Source organism: Streptomyces sp. NPDC055243 (genome assembly GCF_044544025.1).
Lineage (GTDB): Bacteria > Actinomycetota > Actinomycetes > Streptomycetales > Streptomycetaceae > Streptomyces.
On record NZ_JBITWR010000003.1, the window covers coordinates 228,353 to 244,935 of the forward strand.

Consider the following 16,583-nt stretch of genomic DNA (forward strand, 5'->3'; position numbering starts at 1 on the left):
TCCCCGCCCGCACTGGAGACCCCATGCTGACCCGTTTCGCCATCGCCCCCAGCGGCTTCAAGGAGTCCCTGTCCGCGCAGTCCGCGGCCGAGGCCATCGCCGAAGGAGTACGCCGTGTCGTCCCGCACGCACAGACCGATCTGATCCCCCTGGTGGACGGCGGCGAGGGCACCGCGCGCGCCCTGGCCACCACCGGCGGCGGCCGCCTGGTCGCACTGCCCGCCACCGGCCCCGTCGGCCAGCGCGTCGGCACCCACTTCGCGCTGCTTCCGTCCGGCGTCGCCGTGGTGGAGATGGCCGCGGTCGCCGGGCTCTCGCTGGTCCCGCGCGATCTGCGCGACCCCGGCGCCACGACGACGTACGGCGTGGGCGAGCTGATCCGTGCCGCGCTCGACACGGGCGCCCGCCGCATCCTCGTGGGCTGCGGCGACTCCGGCACGTCGGACGGCGGCGCCGGGGCGCTCCAGGCCCTCGGTGCCCGGCTCCTGGACGCGGATGGCTGGGAACTGCCGCACGGCGGACGGGAGTTGACCCGTCTCAGCCGCATCGACCCCTCGGGCCTCGACCCGCGCCTGAAGGACACCGAGATCCGCGTCGCCTGCAATCCCTTCAACGTCCTGACCGGCGAGCGCGGCGTCGCCCGCGTCTTCGGCCCCCAGAAGGGCGCGACGCCCACCCAGGTCGAACAGCTCGCGGCGGCCCTCGAGCACTGGGCGCACGTCCTGAGGCGCGACCTGCACGTCACGGCGGATCTCTCCCTGGGCCCCGGAACAGGCGCGTCCGGCGGCCTCGGCGCCGGTCTCGCCGCCCTCGGTGCCCAGCTGCTCCCCCGCTTCGACGTGCTGCTCGACCACCTGGACCTGGACGCGCGCCTGGCCCGCGCCGATCTCGTCGTCACCGCCGAGGGCGCCCTCGACCACCAGACGCCGCGCGGCAAGATCCCGGCCGAAGTGGCCAGGCGCGCCAAGCGGTTCGGCCGTCCGGTCCTGGTCCTGGCGGGCACGATCGGCCAGGGCGCGCACCACGTCCGGGCGGTGGGCGTGGACGCCTACAGCGCGATCCTGCCCGCGCCGGTCTCGCTCACCGAGGCGCTCGGGCGTGGCGGTGAGTTCCTCACCGACGCGACCGAGCGGGCCCTGCGGATGATCCAGATCGGCACCCGGCTGCCGGTCTCAAAGGCTCAGGCGGTGGTGGTGTCCGGAACGCAACGCCCGTCCTCCGTGCGGTAGTTCCAGCGCGCGCCGTCCGCCACCAGCTCCTTGACGGCGCGCACGAAGCGCTCCACGTGCTCGTCCGGGGTGCCCGCGCCGAAGCTCACGCGGATCGCGTTCAGCGACTTCTCGCCGGGCGCGGCCTCGGGGGCACCGCACTCGCCCTGGGTCTGCGGGTCGCTGCCGAGCAGGGTGCGCACCAGCGGGTGGGCGCAGAAGAGACCGTCGCGTACGCCGATGCCGTACTCGGCGGAGAGCGCGGCGGCGAAGTGCGAGCTGTTCCAGCCCTCGACGACGAAGGAGATGACGCCGACGCGCGGCGCGTCGTCGCCGAAGAGCGAGAGCACCTTCACGGCGGGTACATCGGCGAGGCCCTCGCGGACCTTGGCGATGAGGTGGCGCTCACGGGCGACGAGCTCGTCGAAGCCCGCCTCGGTCAGCGCCTTGCAGGCGGAGGCGATCGAGTACACGCCGATGACGTTCGGCGAACCGGCCTCGTGCCGCGCCGCGGTGTCGTGCCACTCGACGTCCACGCCGCCGTCCGTACGCCGCGCGACCTTGCGCGACGCGCCGCCGCCCGCGAGGTAGGGCTCGGCGTCCCGCAGCCAGTCGGAGCGGCCCGCGAGGACGCCCGAGCCGAAGGGCGCGTACAGCTTGTGGCCGGAGAAGGCGACCCAGTCGACGTCCAACTCGCTGATGGAGACCGGGTGGTGGGGCGCGAGCTGCGCGGCGTCCAGGACGATGCGGGCGCCGTGCGCGTGGGCGGCGGCGGCGAGTTCCTTGACCGGCCACAGCTCACCGGTGACGTTCGAGGCACCGGTCACGCAGACCAGGGCGGGGCCGTAGGGGTCGCGGTCGGCGAGGGCGCGCTCCAGGGTGGCGACGGCCTGGTCGGCGGTGCGCGGGGCGTTCAGGTACGTCACGCGGGCGTCGCGCCAGGGCAGGAGCGAGGCGTGGTGCTCGGTCTCGAAGACGAAGACCTGGCAGTCGGCGGGCAGCGCGGCGGCGAGCAGGTTGAGCGAGTCGGTGGTCGAACGGGTGAAGACGACCTGGTCGTCCTCGCGGCAGCCGAGGAACTCGGCGACCGTGACGCGGCTGTTCTCGAACAGGTCGGTGGAGAGCTGCGAGAGGTACCCGGCGCCGCGGTGCACGCTGCCGTAGTACGGCGCGTACGCGGCCACGTCGTCCCACACCCGCTGCAGCGCGGGGGCGCTCGCCGCGTAGTCGAGCGCCGCGTAGGTCACCTCGCCGCCGGTCACGAGCGGCACGGTGACGTCACGGCCGAGGACGGGCAGCGGGGCGGCACAGAGGGTCTGGTCGGCGGCAGCGGTGGAGACAGACATGGCGAACTCCCGTGGGAAGGCAGGCGAGTTCACTGCAAGGGCGCTCGTACGGCGCTGCAGTGACGAAGAGAAAAAGGGGGTGCGGAAGAGGGGCCGGGAAGCCCTATCGCATTCGCTTGCTCACGAGACTGCTCCCTTGAGGACCAGGACCCCAGGGTTCGCAGGGGTCCGCGCTTGCCACGGACCTTGCTGTCCACGGCCTGGTCTTCACCCGGGGCACCCCGCCACGGACGGAGGGTTGCCGGACAGCGAGCCGGGGCCTAATCGCTGTCACTCATGACCTGCGCAGCATCTTGCCACACGATCTTCCCGGTGCACACCGCAGTCCGGCATCCGGACTGCGGTGTGCGCCACACTCAGCTGTTGCTGGCCACCACCCAGCGCTCCAGGGCCCGCTTCGCGGACCCGGAGTCGATCGCCTGCGCCGCCTTCTCGATACCGGCGCCGATCTGCTCCACCAGGGTGCCGTCGCCCGGCGAGAGGGCCACCAGGGCCGCCGCCGTGTTGAGCAGCACGGCGTCCCGCACGGGGCCGCCCTCGCGGTCCAGGAGGCGCAGCGCCACCTCGGCGTTGTACGAGGCGTCGGCGCCCCGCAGCGCCTCCACGGGGACGAGGTCGAGGCCGACGTCCCGGGGGTCGAAGGCCTCCTCGCGCACGGCGCCGTCCCGCACGACCCAGACCCGGGAGGTCGAGGTGGTCGTCAGCTCGTCGAGGCCGTCGTCGCCGCGGAAGACGAGGGAGGAGTTCCCGCGCTCGGCGAAGACCCCGGCCACGATCGGCGCCATCCGCGGGTCGGCGACGCCGACCGCCTGGGCCCGCACCTTGGCCGGGTTGGTGAGCGGACCGAGCGCGTTGAAGACGGTCCGGATGCCCAGCTGGCTGCGCGCCGCGCCGGCGTGCCGCAGCGCCGGGTGGAACTTCACCGCGAAGCAGAAGGTGATCCCCGCTTCCTCGGCCACCTCGACGACCCGCTTCAGCGGCAGCTCCAGGTTCACCCCGAGCTTCTCCAGGACGTCGGAGGCGCCCGACGCGCTGGACGCGGCGCGGTTGCCGTGCTTGACGACCTTCGCGCCCGCGCCCGCGGCCACGATCGCGGACATCGTGGAGATGTTGACGGTCTTGGCGCCGTCACCGCCGGTGCCGACGATGTCGACGGTCTGCCCCGGCACCTCGATCACATTGGCGTGCTCGTACATCGTGCGTACGAGGCCGGAGATCTCCTCCACGGTCTCGCCCTTGGACCGCAGCGCGACCATGAAGCCCGCGATCTGCGCGTCGGTGGCCTCGCCCCGCATGATGCGGTCCATGGCCCAGGCCGTGTCCTCGGCGCTCTGGTCGCGCCCCTCCAGCAGCCCGTTCAGTACACCGGGCCAGGAACGGGCCGCCGCGGTGTTGCCTCCTGCGGGGGTCACAGCGCTCATCTGCCGCTCCTGGGTTCGTCTAGGCATGGGACAGGAACACCTTATCCAGCTCGGGGAACGGCAAAGAGCCCCGTCCATGCACTGGATGCATGGACGGGGCTCCCGCCGTGGCGATCTCTGGTCGGAGCGTCAGACGATCAGTGGTGGCCGTGGCCGCTCGTGATCTCCTTGTACTCCTCGGTGGTGGGCTTGGGGATCTGACCGTCTTCCCCGTAGTAGCCCTTCGAGAGCTTGGCCCGGAGCTTCTGCGAACCCGACACCTTGCGCTCGACGCCGTTCTCGTCGACCGAGGGGCCGATCTCGAGCGGCGCGTACTGCTCGTGCGCGGTGAGCGTGTGCAGCTGCTCCTGGTTGAGCGGCTCGTGGACCTCGATGAACTCACCGTGCGGCAGGCGCTTGATGATGCCCGACTCGCGGCCGTGCAGGACCTTGTCCTTGTCGCGCCGCTGCAGACCCAGGCAGATCCGCTTGGTGACGATGAAGGCGAGGACCGGTGCCACGAAGAAGGCGATGCGCACGAACCAGGTGATCGCGTTGATCGACAGGTGGAAGTGCGTGGCCCAGAGGTCGTTTCCACCACCGACGAGCAGCACGAAGTACCAGGTGATCCACGCGACGCCGAAGGCCGTTCGGGTCGGGACGTTGCGCGGGCGGTCCAGGATGTGGTGCTCGCGCTTGTCCCCGGTGACCCAGGACTCGATGAACGGGTAGACCGCGATCGCGACCAGGACCAGCGGGAAGATGATCAGCGGGATGAACACGCCCAGGACGAGCGTGTGACCCCAGGCGTTGATCTCCCAGCCCGGCATGACACGGATCAGACCCTCGGAGAAGCCCATGTACCAGTCGGGCTGGGCTCCGGTGGAGACCTGGTCCGGACGGTAGGGACCGAGCGCCCAGATCGGGTTGATCGTGGCGATCGCCGAGATGGCCGCGATCACACCGAAGACCAGGAAGAAGAAGCCTCCGGCCTTCGCCATGTAGACCGGCAGGAGCGGCATGCCGACGACGTTCTTGTTCGTCTTGCCGGGACCCGCGAACTGCGTGTGCTTGTGGTAGAAGACCAGGATCAGGTGCGCCACCACGAGCCCGAGCATGATGCCCGGCAGCAGCAGGATGTGCACCGAGTAGAACCGGGCCACGAAGTCGCCGCCGGGGAACTCCCCGCCGAACAGGAACATCGACAGGTACGTGCCCACGACCGGCACGGACAGGACGGCGCCCTGCATGAAGCGCACACCGGTTCCGGAGAGCAGGTCGTCGGGGAGCGAGTAACCGGTGAAGCCGGTGAACATGCCCAGGACGAACAGCAGGAAGCCGAAGACCCAGTTGACCTCGCGGGGCTTGCGGAAGGCACCCGTGAAGAAGACGCGCATCATGTGCACGAACATCGCCGCGAGGAAGATCAGCGCCGCCCAGTGGTGGATCTGCCGGATCAGCAGACCACCGCGCACATCGAAGCTGATGTGCATGGTCGAGTTGAACGCCTCGGACATCAGCTGACCCTGCAGCGGGATGTAGCTGCCGTGGTACTCCACCTCGTTCATCGACGGGTGGAAGAACAGCGTCAGGTACACACCCGTGAGGATGATGATGATGAAGCTGTAGAGGCAGATCTCACCGAGCATGAAGGACCAGTGGTCCGGGAAGATCTTGCGCATGTTGGCCTTGGCCAGGGAGTAGATCCCCAGGCGACCGTCGGCCCAGTCGGCGACCCGCTCTCCGGCGGGCGCCTCCTTCTTACGCGTATCAGTCGTCGTAGTGCTCATCCGCGCTCCCAGAAAGCAGGACCGACGGGCTCAGCGAAGTCGCCGAGCGCCTCGAGGTAGCCCTCTTCGTTCACGCGGATCCGCAGCTGCGGCAGCGCGTGACCGGCGGGGCCGAAGATCACTCGGGCACCGTCGGAGAGGTCGAAGGTGGACTGGTGGCACGGGCAGAGGACGTGGTGCGTCTGCTGCTCGTACAGGGAGATCGGGCAGCCGACGTGGGTGCAGATCTTGGAGTACGCGACGACACCGTCGTGCGACCACTCGAGCTCCTGCTTGTCCTTGATGTTGTCCGGCTGGATCCGGACGATCATCAGGGCCGCCTTGGCGATCTCCTTCTGGAAGTCGTGATCGTGCTCCTCCAGGCCCTCGGGCTTGGCGAAGGTCAGCGAGCCGACCTGAACGTCCGACGGGCGCAGCGGCTCGTTCGTGTTCATGTTCACGAGCAGCTTGCCCTTGGACCACAGGGTGTGCCGCAGCTTGTCCTCCGGCAGCGGACCGAGGTCACGCAGCAGGACGACGCCGGAGAGCGGCACCATGGCGAGCGCGCCGAACATCGTGTTGCGGATCAGCTTGCGCCGGCCGAACTGCGACTCCGCGGCACCGGCCTTGAAGTCGGCCATGACCTTGGCCTTGACCTCGGGCTCGGCCTCGATGGGGTGCCGCTCGTCGGCGACCTCCACGTCGGACATCAGGGTGCGGGCCCAGTGGACCGCGCCCGCGCCGATGCAGAACAGGGCCACGCCCAGGGTCATGCCCAGGGAGAAGTTCAGCGCGCTGATGTGGCCGATGGGCCAGATGAAGACGCGCTTGTCGACCGGGAACGCCACGTACGAGGCGATGAAGCCGATCGTGGCCAGCATCGAGAGCGTGAACAGGAAGGCGACCGCACGCTCGGACCGCTTGGCGGCCCGCTCGTCGATGTCCTGGACACGATGCTCATGGGGCGGAAGGCCCGGGTCGGCGAACGGGTTCTCGTCCGCTACCGCCACCGAGCCGTGCTCGGTCTCCTGCACGCTGGGCAGGTTCTCTTCTGGATTCTCTTGGCTACTCATGACTTCTTGGCCTTTGCGGTCCGAGCGGCGACCCACACGGCGACCGCGATCAGCGTGCCGAGACCGAAGATCCAGCCGAACAGGCCTTCACTGACCGGACCCAGGCCACCCAGCTTGAGACCGCCAGGGCTCTCGGTCTGCTCGCCGTTGACCGCGTCGAGGTACGCGATGATGTCCTTTTTGTTCTTCTCCGGCATGATCGTGTCGGGGAAGGACGGCATGTTCTGCGGGCCGGTCTGCATGGCCTCGTAGATGTGCTTCGGGGAGACATCCTCCAACGAAGGGGCGAACTTGCCCTTCGTCAACGCGCCGCCCTCACCGGTGAAGTTGTGGCACTGCGCGCAGTTGGTGCGGAACAGCTCGCCACCCTTGGCGATGTCCGCCCCGTCCGGGCTGTACTGCTTCGCGGTGGGGATGGTCGGGCCCGCGCCCAGCGAGGCGATGTACGCCGCGAGCTGGTCGATCTGGGCCTGGTTGTAGATGGCCTTCTTCTTCGGCGCCTGGGCGCCCGGCTGCTGCAGCGGCATACGGCCGGTGCTGACCTGGAAGTCGACGGCGGCTGCGCCGACGCCCACCAGGCTAGGACCGTCGGAGGACCCCTGACCGCCGGTTCCGTGGCAGCTGGAGCAGCCCACGGAGTACAACTTCTTGCCCTCGTCGATGGCGAGGGACTGGGCGGTGTCGTCGGCCTGCGCCTTGTCCGCGGGTGCGAACGCGGCGTACAGCCCCCCGGTGGCCGCCAGCGCGAGGAGTAGTACGACGACCGCCGCCAGCGGGTGGCGTCGTCGTGCGGAGAGCTTTTTCACGGATTACCCCGGTGTCAGGATCTTCTGCGTCGATGCTTCTGGAATGAGTTCGGAACGTCGGGCCCGGCTGAGCCCGGCCCCGTTTACTTGATCATGTAGATCGTGGCAAAGAGACCGATCCAGACAACATCGACGAAGTGCCAGTAGTAGGACACGACGATGGCTGCGGTCGCCTGCTCATGGGTGAACCTCTTGGCCGCATACGTCCTGCCGAGGACCAACAGGAAGGCGATGAGCCCACCTGTCACATGCATGCCATGGAAGCCGGTGGTCAGGTAGAAGACCGAGCCGTACGGGTCGGACGAGAGCGAGAGGCCCTCGTGCTTGACCAGCTCGGTGTACTCGTACACCTGACCGCCGATAAAGACCGCACCCATGATGAAGGTGACGATGAACCACATCCGGAGCTTCTTCACGTCACCACGCTCGGCGGCGAAGACGCCGAGCTGACAGGTGAGGGAGGAGAGCACCAGGATCGTGGTGTTCGTCGCCGAGAACGGGAAGTTCAGCGCGGACGCCATTTCCTTCCAGTGCTCAGGACCTGTCACCGATCGCAGGGTGAAGTACATCGCGAAGAGGGCCGCGAAGAACATCAGCTCGGAACTCAGCCAAATGATGGTTCCGACGCTGGTGAGGTTCGGCCGATTGACCGGCGGGTGCGCGTGCCCGGTATCTACTGTCGTTGCTGTCGCCACGACCGACATTATGTCGGTCGCTTATCCCGCCCTCACCCCGGGGGGTGCCGTTCGGAGTGTCTGTGGGGTGTGTCCTGCCCGTATGGCCCATCGAAGGGCTGTCCGAACCGCTGTTGACGGGGTGTCCGGAGGAGTAGCATCCGCGCATCGGTCCCCGGCCGAGAGCCCCTCAACGAAGCGGAGGAACAATGCAGCCGACCGCCACGGTGCTGGTCTACAGCGACAACGCGAGCACCCGCGAGCAGGTCCGGTTGGCCACCGGACGCAGGCCGGCGGCGGACGTTCCCGCGGTCGAGTTCATCGAGTGCGCGACGCTGCCCGCCGTGCTCAAGGAACTCGACCGGGGCGGCATCGACGTCTGCGTCCTGGACGGCGAGGCCACCCCCATCGGCGGCATGGGGGTCTGCCGTCAGCTCAAGGACGAGATCTTCCAGTGCCCGCCCGTGCTCCTGCTCATGGGACGCCCGCAGGACGCCTGGCTGGCCACCTGGAGCCGCGCGGAGGCCGCCGTGACCCTTCCGGTCGATCCGGTCGAGTTCGCGGACTCTCTGGCCGCTCTGCTGCGCCACAGGCTGGCCGTCCAGGCCTGACGCGGCACTTGGCGCACGAGAGGGGCCCGCGCGGACGCACGGGCCCCTCTCGTCGCTTCTCGGGGTGTCCTGCGGCCGATCAGACCTGCGGCCGCAGCCGGGCCGCGTCGACGGCCGTGGGGCCGTCCTTGGCGCCGCCCAACAGAGCGCTGCCGTCCCGCCAGTCCTTCCAGTCGACGTTCCAGTCGCCGAAGCCGTTGCCGAACGGATCCATGTCCGCGCCGTAGCTGTTGACGACCTTCACGATGTCGCCCTGCCGGACGGTCTCGTAGAACCAGGCGGCGTTGCCGGTGCTCATGCCCGTGCAGCCGTGGCTGGTGTTCGCGTACCCCTGCGAGCCGACCGACCAGGGCGCGGCGTGCACGTACTCGCCGGAGTCGGTGACCCGCGTCGCGTAGTAGACCATCTTGTCGTAGAAGTCCGATGCGCCGATGCTGGCACTGGTCATACGTACGGAGTACTCCTTGCCGAGCACCACCTTGACGCCGTTGCGCGTGGAGTAGCCGGGCTTGCCCGTGGTCACCGGCATGGAGTTGATCTCCTCGCCGTTGCGGTAGACCGTCATCCAGTGCGAACCGGCGTCCGTCACGGCCTCGATGCGGTCGCCGATGGTCAGCTTCAGCGGCTTGGCCTCGCCGCCCCAGAGCTTGTCGCGGACCTTGATGCCCTCGAGGTTGCTCCGTACGTTGATGGTCGCGCCGGTGGGCCAGTACTCCTTGGCGCGGTAGTGCAGCGTCTTGCTGTCCACCCAGTGCCAGGCGCCCTCCGTGGCGGGCTGCGAGTCGACCTTCAGCGCGCGCTCCACGATGGCCCTGGCCTTCTTGTCCTTCACCTTGGCACTCAGCTTGGCCGTGACGGGCTGGCCGACGCCGTACTTGCCCGAATCGGGACCGAAGGTGACGTCGAGGCGCTTCTTCTTGGCCGCGGCGCTGGTGTCGAAGTTCAACACCTTGCGGCCCGGCGAGCCTTCCTCGTCCTCGGTGCTGACCCGCACCGTGTAGTGCGCACCCGCCGCCAGGGGCGCCGTGCTGTGCCAACGAGCGCCGTCGGCGGCGAGTTCGCCCGCCACGTACCGCCCCTGCGCGTCGGTGGCCGTCACATCGGTGATGCGCCCGTCCTCGCCCTGCGCGGTGACCTCAAGGGGCTTGTCCGGATCCGCCTTCTGGCTGCCCACCGGGCTGTTGAAGGCGATCTGGCCCGCCGCGTCGTACGGCTTAGCCGAGAGCGGGTGGCCGTCGGAGCTGCCGCACGCCGTGGTTCCCACCCCGAGGGCGGCCACCAGCATGGTGCAGCTCAGTACCGTGCGGATTCGCGGTGAGTGGCTCATGAACACACGGTATGAAGGTTCATCCGCTCCGGCGCGCCGAGTGACCCGTACGAGGGTCGGCCGCGACACGCCGAGGGGCCCGGACGCTCCTGACGGAGTGTCCGGGCCCCTCGGTGAGGCGGGAGATCACAGACTCACTGGGTCTGGTTCTCGCCCCGGTAGTACTCGAAGACCCAGCCGAAGAGACCGATCATCAGGATCGGGGCCGAGAAGTACAGCAGCCACCAGCCGAAGACGACGCCCATGAAGGCGAGCGCGCCACCGATGGCCAGCGAGAGCGGCTGCCAGCTGTGCGGGCTGAAGAAGCCCACCTCGCCGGCCTCGTCCGCCACGTCGGCCTCTTTGTTGTCCTGTGCGGACGCGTCGACACGCCGGGCCGTGAAGGCCAGGTAGTAGCCGATCATGATGCACAGGCCGAAGGCCAGGAACAGCGCGGTCGTACCGGCCGGCTCCTTGGACCACCAGCCGTAGACGATCGCCATGGCGAGCACGAAGACGCTCAGCCAGATGAACATCTTGCCTTGGACCTTCACTTGCCGGCCTCCTTGCCGCCCGCGAGCGCCTTGTCACCGTGGCCGCTGTTCTCGAGCTGGTCGAGAGCCGCGATCTCAGGGTGATGCAGGTCGAACGCCGGGGATTCGGAACGGATCCGCGGCAGGGTGAGGAAGTTGTGCCGCGGCGGCGGGCAGGACGTCGCCCACTCGAGCGAGCGGCCGTAGCCCCACGGGTCGTCGACCTCGATCTTCTTGCCGTACTTGGCCGTCTTCCAGATGTTGTAGAAGAACGGCAGGATCGACAGGCCGAGCAGGAACGAGGCGATCGTCGAGATCGTGTTCAGCGCGGTGAACCCGTCGGCCGCGAGGTAGTCCGCGTAACGACGCGGCATGCCCTCGGCGCCCAGCCAGTGCTGCACCAGGAACGTGCCGTGGAAGCCGATGAACAGCGTCCAGAAGGTGATCTTGCCGAGCCGCTCGTCCAGCATCTTGCCGGTGAACTTCGGCCACCAGAAGTGGAAGCCGGAGAACATCGCGAAGACCACGGTGCCGAAGACGACGTAGTGGAAGTGCGCGACCACGAAGTACGAGTCGGAGACGTGGAAGTCCATCGGCGGCGAGGCCAGGATGACGCCGGTCAGACCACCGAAGGTGAAGGTGATCAGGAAGCCGACGGCCCAGAGCATCGGTGTCTCGAAACTCAGTGAGCCCTTCCACATCGTTCCGATCCAGTTGAAGAACTTCACGCCCGTCGGTACGGCGATCAAGAACGTCATGAAGGAGAAGAACGGCAGGAGCACGCCACCGGTGACGTACATGTGGTGCGCCCACACGGTCACGGAGAGACCCGCGATCGCGATCGTCGCGCCGATCAGGCCCATGTAGCCGAACATCGGCTTGCGGGAGAAGACCGGGATGACCTCGGAAATGATTCCGAAGAACGGCAACGCGATGATGTACACCTCTGGATGGCCGAAGAACCAGAAGAGGTGTTGCCACAGCAGTGCGCCGCCGTTGGACGCGTCGAAGATGTGGGCGCCGAATTTACGGTCCGCCTCCAGGGCGAACAGCGCTGCGGCAAGCACCGGGAAGGCCAGCAGGACCAGAACCGCGGTCAGCAGGACGTTCCACACGAAGATCGGCATCCGGAACATCGTCATGCCAGGAGCGCGCATGCAGATGATCGTGGTGATGAAGTTGACCGAACCGAGGATCGTGCCGAAGCCGGAGAAGGCCAGACCCATGATCCACATGTCGGCGCCGATGCCCGGCGAGCGGACGGCGTCCGACAGCGGGGAGTAGGCGAACCAGCCGAAGTCGGCCGCACCCTGCGGGGTGAGGAAGCCGGCCACCGCGATGAGCGAGCCGAAGAGGTACAGCCAGTACGCGAACATGTTCAGCCGCGGGAACGCCACGTCGGGCGCGCCGATCTGCAGCGGCATGATCCAGTTCGCGAATCCGGCGAACAGCGGCGTCGCGAACATCAGCAGCATGATCGTGCCGTGCATCGTGAACGCCTGGTTGAACTGCTCGTTCGACATGATCTGCGAGCCGGGACGAGCGAGTTCGGCGCGCATGAAGAGCGCCATGACGCCGCCGATGCAGAAGAACGCGAACGACGTGACCAGGTAGAGCGTGCCGATCGTCTTGTGGTCGGTGGTGGTCAGCCACTTGATGACCACAGCGCCCGGCTGTGCGCGCCGTACCGGCAGCTCGTTCTCGGACGAGTCTTCTGCTGCCGCGGCACCCTGAGGTTCGTTGAGGATGCTCACAGGTTGTTCGTCTCCCGGTTCTTCTCGTGCTTCGTCTGCTCGATGCCGGCCGGGATGTAACCGGTCTGGTTCTTCTTCGCCAGGTCCTCGAGGTGCTTCTGGTAGCGCTCGGGGGAAACGACCTTGACGTTGAAGAGCATCCGGGAGTGGTCGACACCGCAGAGCTCGGCGCACTTGCCCATGAAGGTGCCCTCCTTGTTCGGAGTCACCTCGAAGGCGTTGGTGTGGCCCGGGATGACGTCCTGCTTCATGAGGAACGGCACCACCCAGAAGGAGTGGATGACGTCACGCGAAGTCAGCACGAAGCGGACCTTCTCGCCCTTGGGGAGCCAGAGGGTCGGGCCCGGGTTGCCGTTCTGCGGGTTCCGTTGGCCGGGCGTACCGACGTCGTAGACGCCGCCGGCGTTGGACGGGAACGCATCGCGGAACTTGTCCGGGATGGCCTCCAGCTCCTTGGCCGTCTTCGCGTCGTCCTTGTTGGAACCCGGCACGTCCTCGATGTAGTTGAAGCCCCAGCTCCACTGGTAGCCGACCACGTTGACCGTGTGGGCGGGCTTTTCGTCGAGGTGGAGGAGCTTCGACTCATCACGTGCCGTGAAGTAGAAGAGCACCGAGACGATGATGAGGGGAACCACCGTGTAGAGCGCCTCGATGGGCATGTTGTAACGCGTCTGCGGAGGTACCTCGATCTTGGTACGGCTGCGCCGGTGGAAGATGACACTCCACAGGATCAGACCCCAGACCAGCACGCCCGTGGCGAGCGCTGCCGCCCACGAGCCCTGCCAGAGGGAGAGGATCCGCGGAGCCTCCTCCGTTACCGGGGTGGGCATACCAAGGCGGGGAAAGTCCTTGTATGTGCAACCTGTCGCGGTTGCCAGGATCAGGCCCGCAGTCAGCACCTGCGGCAGCTTCCGCCGCATCGGGCGCCGCGACGAGCGGTCGGAGCCGTTGGGACTCACGTAGCGCCTTCCCGAGAGTCTCGGCCCGCGCGGTCGGGTGCGGCCTTCTCGGTCGTCGGTCGCCGCCCTGCGGCGGGCAGGGGTTTGGATGTTTATGCGGGCCAAACCTTACTGGACGCTATTTGGGGTCGCGCGGGGAGGGTGCCTAACGCGCCGCGGGTCACTCCGAAGGGTGGGACCCTCCGCCGTCCACCCCTTTCTGACGGGGGGTCGGACGCCCGGCGGCTCGGCGGAAGCCCGTCGTCCGCGACCGCGGGTCCGCCCCGGCCCGTCGCGCCGTTCCCCGCGCCCCTTCGGGGCGCTCCGACCGGGGCACGCTCTAGCGTTGCCGTGTGCCCTACTTCGATGTCGCCTCCTCCGCTCCCCTCCACCCCGTGGCCCGGCAGGCCCTGCAGGCCTCGCTGGACGAGGGGTGGGCCGATCCGGCTCGGCTGTACCGCGAGGGGCGGCGGGCCAGGCTGCTGCTCGACGCGGCGCGCGAGGCCGCCGCCGACGCGGTGGGCTGCCGCCCGGACGAGCTCGTCTTCACGCCCTCCGGCACCCGCGCGGTGCACTCCGGGATCGCCGGGGCGCTGGCGGGGCGTCGGCGTGTCGGGCGGCATCTGGTGGTGTCGGCGGTCGAACACTCTTCGGTGCTCCACGCGGCGGCGGCCCTCGAGGCCGACGGCGGGGCGGTGACGGAGATCCCGGTGGACCGGTCCGGCGCGGTGACCCCGGCCGCGTACGCCGCTGCCCTGCGCCCCGACACGGCCCTCGCCTGCCTCCAGTCGGCCAACCACGAGGTCGGCACCGAGCAGCCGGTGGCCGACGTCGCTTCGGCGTGTCGCGGCGCCGGGGTGCCGCTCCTGGTGGACGCGGCGCAGTCGCTGCCGTGGGGCCGGGTGGCCGGGGAGTGGTCGCTGCTCGCCGCGAGTGCCCACAAGTGGGGCGGGCCCGCGGGCGTGGGGCTGCTGGTGGTGCGCAAGGGGGTGCGGTTCGCCGCGCAAGGCCCCGCCGACGAGCGCGAGTCGGGGCGCGCCCCGGGCTTCGAGAACATCCCGGCGGTGGTCGCCGCCACGGCCTCGCTCCGTGCCGTGCAGGCCGAGGCCGCCGCGGAGAGCGCCCGGCTGCGGGAGCTGACGGAGCGGATCAGGGCCCGGGTGCCGGGGCTCGTGCCGGACGTGGAGGTGGTGGGCGACCCGGTGCGGCGCCTGCCCCACCTGGTGACCTTCTCGTGTCTCTATGTCGACGGGGAGACCGTGCTGCACGAACTGGACCGGGCCGGCTTCTCGGTCTCGTCCGGCTCGTCCTGCACCAGCTCCACGCTGACCCCGAGCCACGTCCTGAAGGCGATGGGCGTCCTGAGCGAGGGCAACGTCCGGGTGTCACTCCCACGGGGGACCCAGGAAGCCGACGTGGAGCGTTTTCTGGAGGTTCTGCCGGGCGTGGTGGCCGGGGTGCGCGAACAACTGGGCGCTCCGGCGGCGCCGACGACGCGTGCGCGGTCCGCCTCCCTCGTCGTGGACGCGCTCGGCAAGCGCTGCCCGCTCCCCGTCATCGAGCTCGCCAAGGTCATCGGGGACGTGCCGGTGGGCGGCACCGTCACGGTCCTCGCCGACGACGAGGCGGCGCGGCTCGACATCCCGGCGTGGTGCGAGATGCGGGGCCAGGAGTACGTGGGCGAGGAGCCGGCGGACCACGGTTCGGCCTATGTGGTCCGCCGGAGCTCCTGACCGGGCCGGGTGGCCCGGGTGACTAGGCCAGGTGGGTCCGGACGTCGGAGGCCGCCTCATGGCCGTACGCCTTGGTGAAGCGGTCCATGAAGTTGCTGCGCTGCAGCTCGTACTCCTGGGTGCCGACGGTCTCGATGACCAGGGTGGCGAGCATGCAGCCGACCTGCGCCGCGCGCTCGTGGGAGACGCCCCAGGCCAGACCCGACAGGAAGCCCGCACGGAAGGCGTCGCCGACGCCGGTCGGCTCGACCTTCGCCTCTTCCTCGGGGACGCCGACCTCGATCGGGTCCTGGCCGCTGGACTCGATGCGCACGCCGCGCGAGCCGAGGGTGGTCACGCGGTGGCCGACCTTGGAGAGGATCTCGGCGTCGCTCCAGCCGGTCTTGGACTCGATGAGCCCCTTCTCGTACTCGTTCGAGAAGAGGTACGTGGCGCCGTCCAGGAGGGTCCGGATCTCCTCGCCCTCCATGCGCGCGATCTGCTGGGAGAAGTCCGCGGCGAAGGGGATCCGACGCGTCCGGCACTCCTCGGTGTGGCGCATCATCGCCTCGGGGTCGTCCGCGCCGATGAGGACCAGGTCGAGGCCGCCCACGCGGTCGGCCACGGTCTTCAGTTCGATGAGGCGGGCCTCGCTCATCGCTCCCGTGTAGAACGAGCCGATCTGGTTGTGGTCGGCGTCCGTGGTGCACACGAAGCGGGCCGTGTGCAGCGTCTCGGAGATGCGGACCGAGGCCGTGTCCACGCCGTGCCGGTCGAGCCAGGCGCGGTACTCGTCGAAGTCCGAGCCCGCCGCACCGACGATGATCGGCGCGGTACCTAGCTGGCCCATGCCGAAGCAGATGTTGGCGGCGACACCTCCCCTGCGTACGTCTAGGGCGTCGACCAGGAATGAGAGGGAAACCGTGTGCAGCTGATCCGCGACCAGTTGGTCGGCGAAGCGGCCGGGGAAGGTCATCAGGTGGTCGGTGGCGATGGAGCCGGTGACTGCGATACGCACGACGGCATGCTCCTGTGGAGGAGAGGCGAGGGGTTGACACTTCACGCTACCGGGTCGGTACACCCCCGCTGAAGAGGCCAAACTACCCGTTAGTAGGTCTTTTTTCGCCGGGTGTGCGATGCGTACGGTGCGGTTATGGCCGTTATCTCGAAGCATGTCGTCACCGCACGTCCCGTCGAGCTGCCTTCCGAGACCTTGGAGACACTGCGCGGCGACTGCGCCCGCATGGCCCCTCACTGGGTGACCCCCGCGTCCGCCGCGACGGTTCCGGTGTCGCCCTCGCTGATCCACGGGGTCAGCGTCCCGCCCGCCTCCGCGCGGCTGATCGACGGCATGTCCGAGTACGGCGACTGAGGCGAGGGGGCGTCGGCGCGCGCCGAGGGAACCGCGCGCTCCCCCGCTGCGTCCCACCGCTGTCCCCCGTAAAGGGGACGC

General features: G+C 68.8%; 15 protein-coding genes and 1 riboswitch. Of the genes, 4 read left to right on the forward strand and 11 right to left on the reverse strand.

From position 1 onward, the window contains the following. Positions 1-23 precede the first annotated feature (23 nt). A complete protein-coding gene (locus ACIGXX_RS10880; protein ID WP_361470515.1) occupies positions 24-1,229 on the forward strand; it encodes a glycerate kinase in 1,206 nt (401 codons plus the stop codon). Here ACIGXX_RS10880 and ACIGXX_RS10885 read toward each other — a convergent pair. The 6 genes from ACIGXX_RS10885 to ACIGXX_RS10910 all read right to left on the reverse strand — a co-directional run bounded on the left by ACIGXX_RS10885 (position 1,181) and on the right by ACIGXX_RS10910 (position 8,306). Next, positions 1,181-2,554: an aminotransferase class V-fold PLP-dependent enzyme gene (locus ACIGXX_RS10885; protein WP_351159456.1), complete on the reverse strand. Its 1,374-nt coding sequence runs from the start codon at positions 2,552-2,554 to the stop codon at positions 1,181-1,183. The two genes, ACIGXX_RS10880 and ACIGXX_RS10885, sit on opposite strands and share 49 nt — an antisense overlap. Before the next feature lie 165 nt (positions 2,555-2,719). After that, positions 2,720-2,836, reverse strand: a riboswitch (SAM riboswitch). Between the two features lie 74 nt (positions 2,837-2,910). Next, positions 2,911-3,975 carry an anthranilate phosphoribosyltransferase gene (trpD, locus tag ACIGXX_RS10890; protein ID WP_399974698.1) on the reverse strand — a complete coding sequence of 355 codons (1,065 nt, stop codon included), beginning with the start codon at positions 3,973-3,975 and terminating at the stop codon, positions 2,911-2,913. 137 nt (positions 3,976-4,112) lie between these two features. Further along, positions 4,113-5,744: a cytochrome bc complex cytochrome b subunit gene (locus tag ACIGXX_RS10895; RefSeq protein WP_351159460.1), complete on the reverse strand. Its 1,632-nt coding sequence runs from the start codon at positions 5,742-5,744 to the stop codon at positions 4,113-4,115. Continuing rightward, a complete protein-coding gene (locus tag ACIGXX_RS10900; protein WP_351159462.1) occupies positions 5,741-6,796 on the reverse strand; it encodes a Rieske 2Fe-2S domain-containing protein in 1,056 nt (351 codons plus the stop codon). Before ACIGXX_RS10900 ends, ACIGXX_RS10895 begins: the two co-directional genes overlap by 4 nt. Continuing rightward, on the reverse strand, positions 6,793-7,602 hold the full coding sequence (locus ACIGXX_RS10905) for a c-type cytochrome (RefSeq protein WP_351159465.1): 810 nt from the start codon (positions 7,600-7,602) through the stop codon (positions 6,793-6,795). The genes ACIGXX_RS10900 and ACIGXX_RS10905 overlap by 4 nt, the downstream gene beginning before the upstream one ends. 83 nt (positions 7,603-7,685) lie before the next feature. Continuing rightward, positions 7,686-8,306 carry a heme-copper oxidase subunit III gene (locus tag ACIGXX_RS10910; RefSeq protein ID WP_160504601.1) on the reverse strand — a complete coding sequence of 207 codons (621 nt, stop codon included), beginning with the start codon at positions 8,304-8,306 and terminating at the stop codon, positions 7,686-7,688. Positions 8,307-8,485: 179 nt separating this feature from the next. On the opposite strand from ACIGXX_RS10910, the gene ACIGXX_RS10915 reads away from it, so the two are divergent. After that, a complete protein-coding gene (locus tag ACIGXX_RS10915) occupies positions 8,486-8,887 on the forward strand; it encodes a hypothetical protein (RefSeq protein ID WP_351159469.1) in 402 nt (133 codons plus the stop codon). Between the two features lie 79 nt (positions 8,888-8,966). Here ACIGXX_RS10915 and ACIGXX_RS10920 read toward each other — a convergent pair whose 3' ends face one another. The 4 genes from ACIGXX_RS10920 to coxB form a co-directional block, all read right to left on the reverse strand. Continuing rightward, positions 8,967-10,214 carry an Ig-like domain-containing protein gene (locus tag ACIGXX_RS10920; RefSeq protein WP_383819408.1) on the reverse strand — a complete coding sequence of 416 codons (1,248 nt, stop codon included), beginning with the start codon at positions 10,212-10,214 and terminating at the stop codon, positions 8,967-8,969. A gap of 134 nt (positions 10,215-10,348) precedes the next feature. After that, positions 10,349-10,747 (reverse strand): cytochrome c oxidase subunit 4, encoded by a 399-nt coding sequence (locus tag ACIGXX_RS10925; protein WP_351159475.1) that lies wholly within the window; start codon positions 10,745-10,747, stop codon positions 10,349-10,351. Further along, complete coding sequence (gene ctaD / locus ACIGXX_RS10930; RefSeq protein WP_351159477.1) at positions 10,744-12,480, reverse strand: cytochrome c oxidase subunit I; 1,737 nt, start codon at positions 12,478-12,480, stop codon at positions 10,744-10,746. Before ctaD ends, ACIGXX_RS10925 begins: the two co-directional genes overlap by 4 nt. Next, the gene (gene coxB, locus ACIGXX_RS10935) at positions 12,477-13,439 is read right to left on the reverse strand and encodes a cytochrome c oxidase subunit II (RefSeq protein ID WP_351159480.1); all 963 of its coding nucleotides are present in this window, start codon (positions 13,437-13,439) and stop codon (positions 12,477-12,479) included. The genes ctaD and coxB overlap by 4 nt, the downstream gene beginning before the upstream one ends. Before the next feature lie 332 nt (positions 13,440-13,771). Here coxB and ACIGXX_RS10940 point away from each other — a divergent pair, with 332 nt between their 5' ends. Then, complete coding sequence (locus tag ACIGXX_RS10940) at positions 13,772-15,151, forward strand: cysteine desulfurase/sulfurtransferase TusA family protein (protein WP_399974707.1); 1,380 nt, start codon at positions 13,772-13,774, stop codon at positions 15,149-15,151. 22 nt (positions 15,152-15,173) lie between these two features. Here the strand turns inward: ACIGXX_RS10940 and ACIGXX_RS10945 are convergent, their stop codons facing one another. Further along, complete coding sequence (locus ACIGXX_RS10945) at positions 15,174-16,148, reverse strand: carbohydrate kinase family protein (RefSeq protein WP_351159487.1); 975 nt, start codon at positions 16,146-16,148, stop codon at positions 15,174-15,176. Positions 16,149-16,283: 135 nt separating this feature from the next. Between ACIGXX_RS10945 and ACIGXX_RS10950 the strand changes: the two genes are divergently transcribed. Next, positions 16,284-16,502 carry a hypothetical protein gene (locus ACIGXX_RS10950; RefSeq protein ID WP_361470524.1) on the forward strand — a complete coding sequence of 73 codons (219 nt, stop codon included), beginning with the start codon at positions 16,284-16,286 and terminating at the stop codon, positions 16,500-16,502. Positions 16,503-16,583 lie beyond the last annotated feature (81 nt).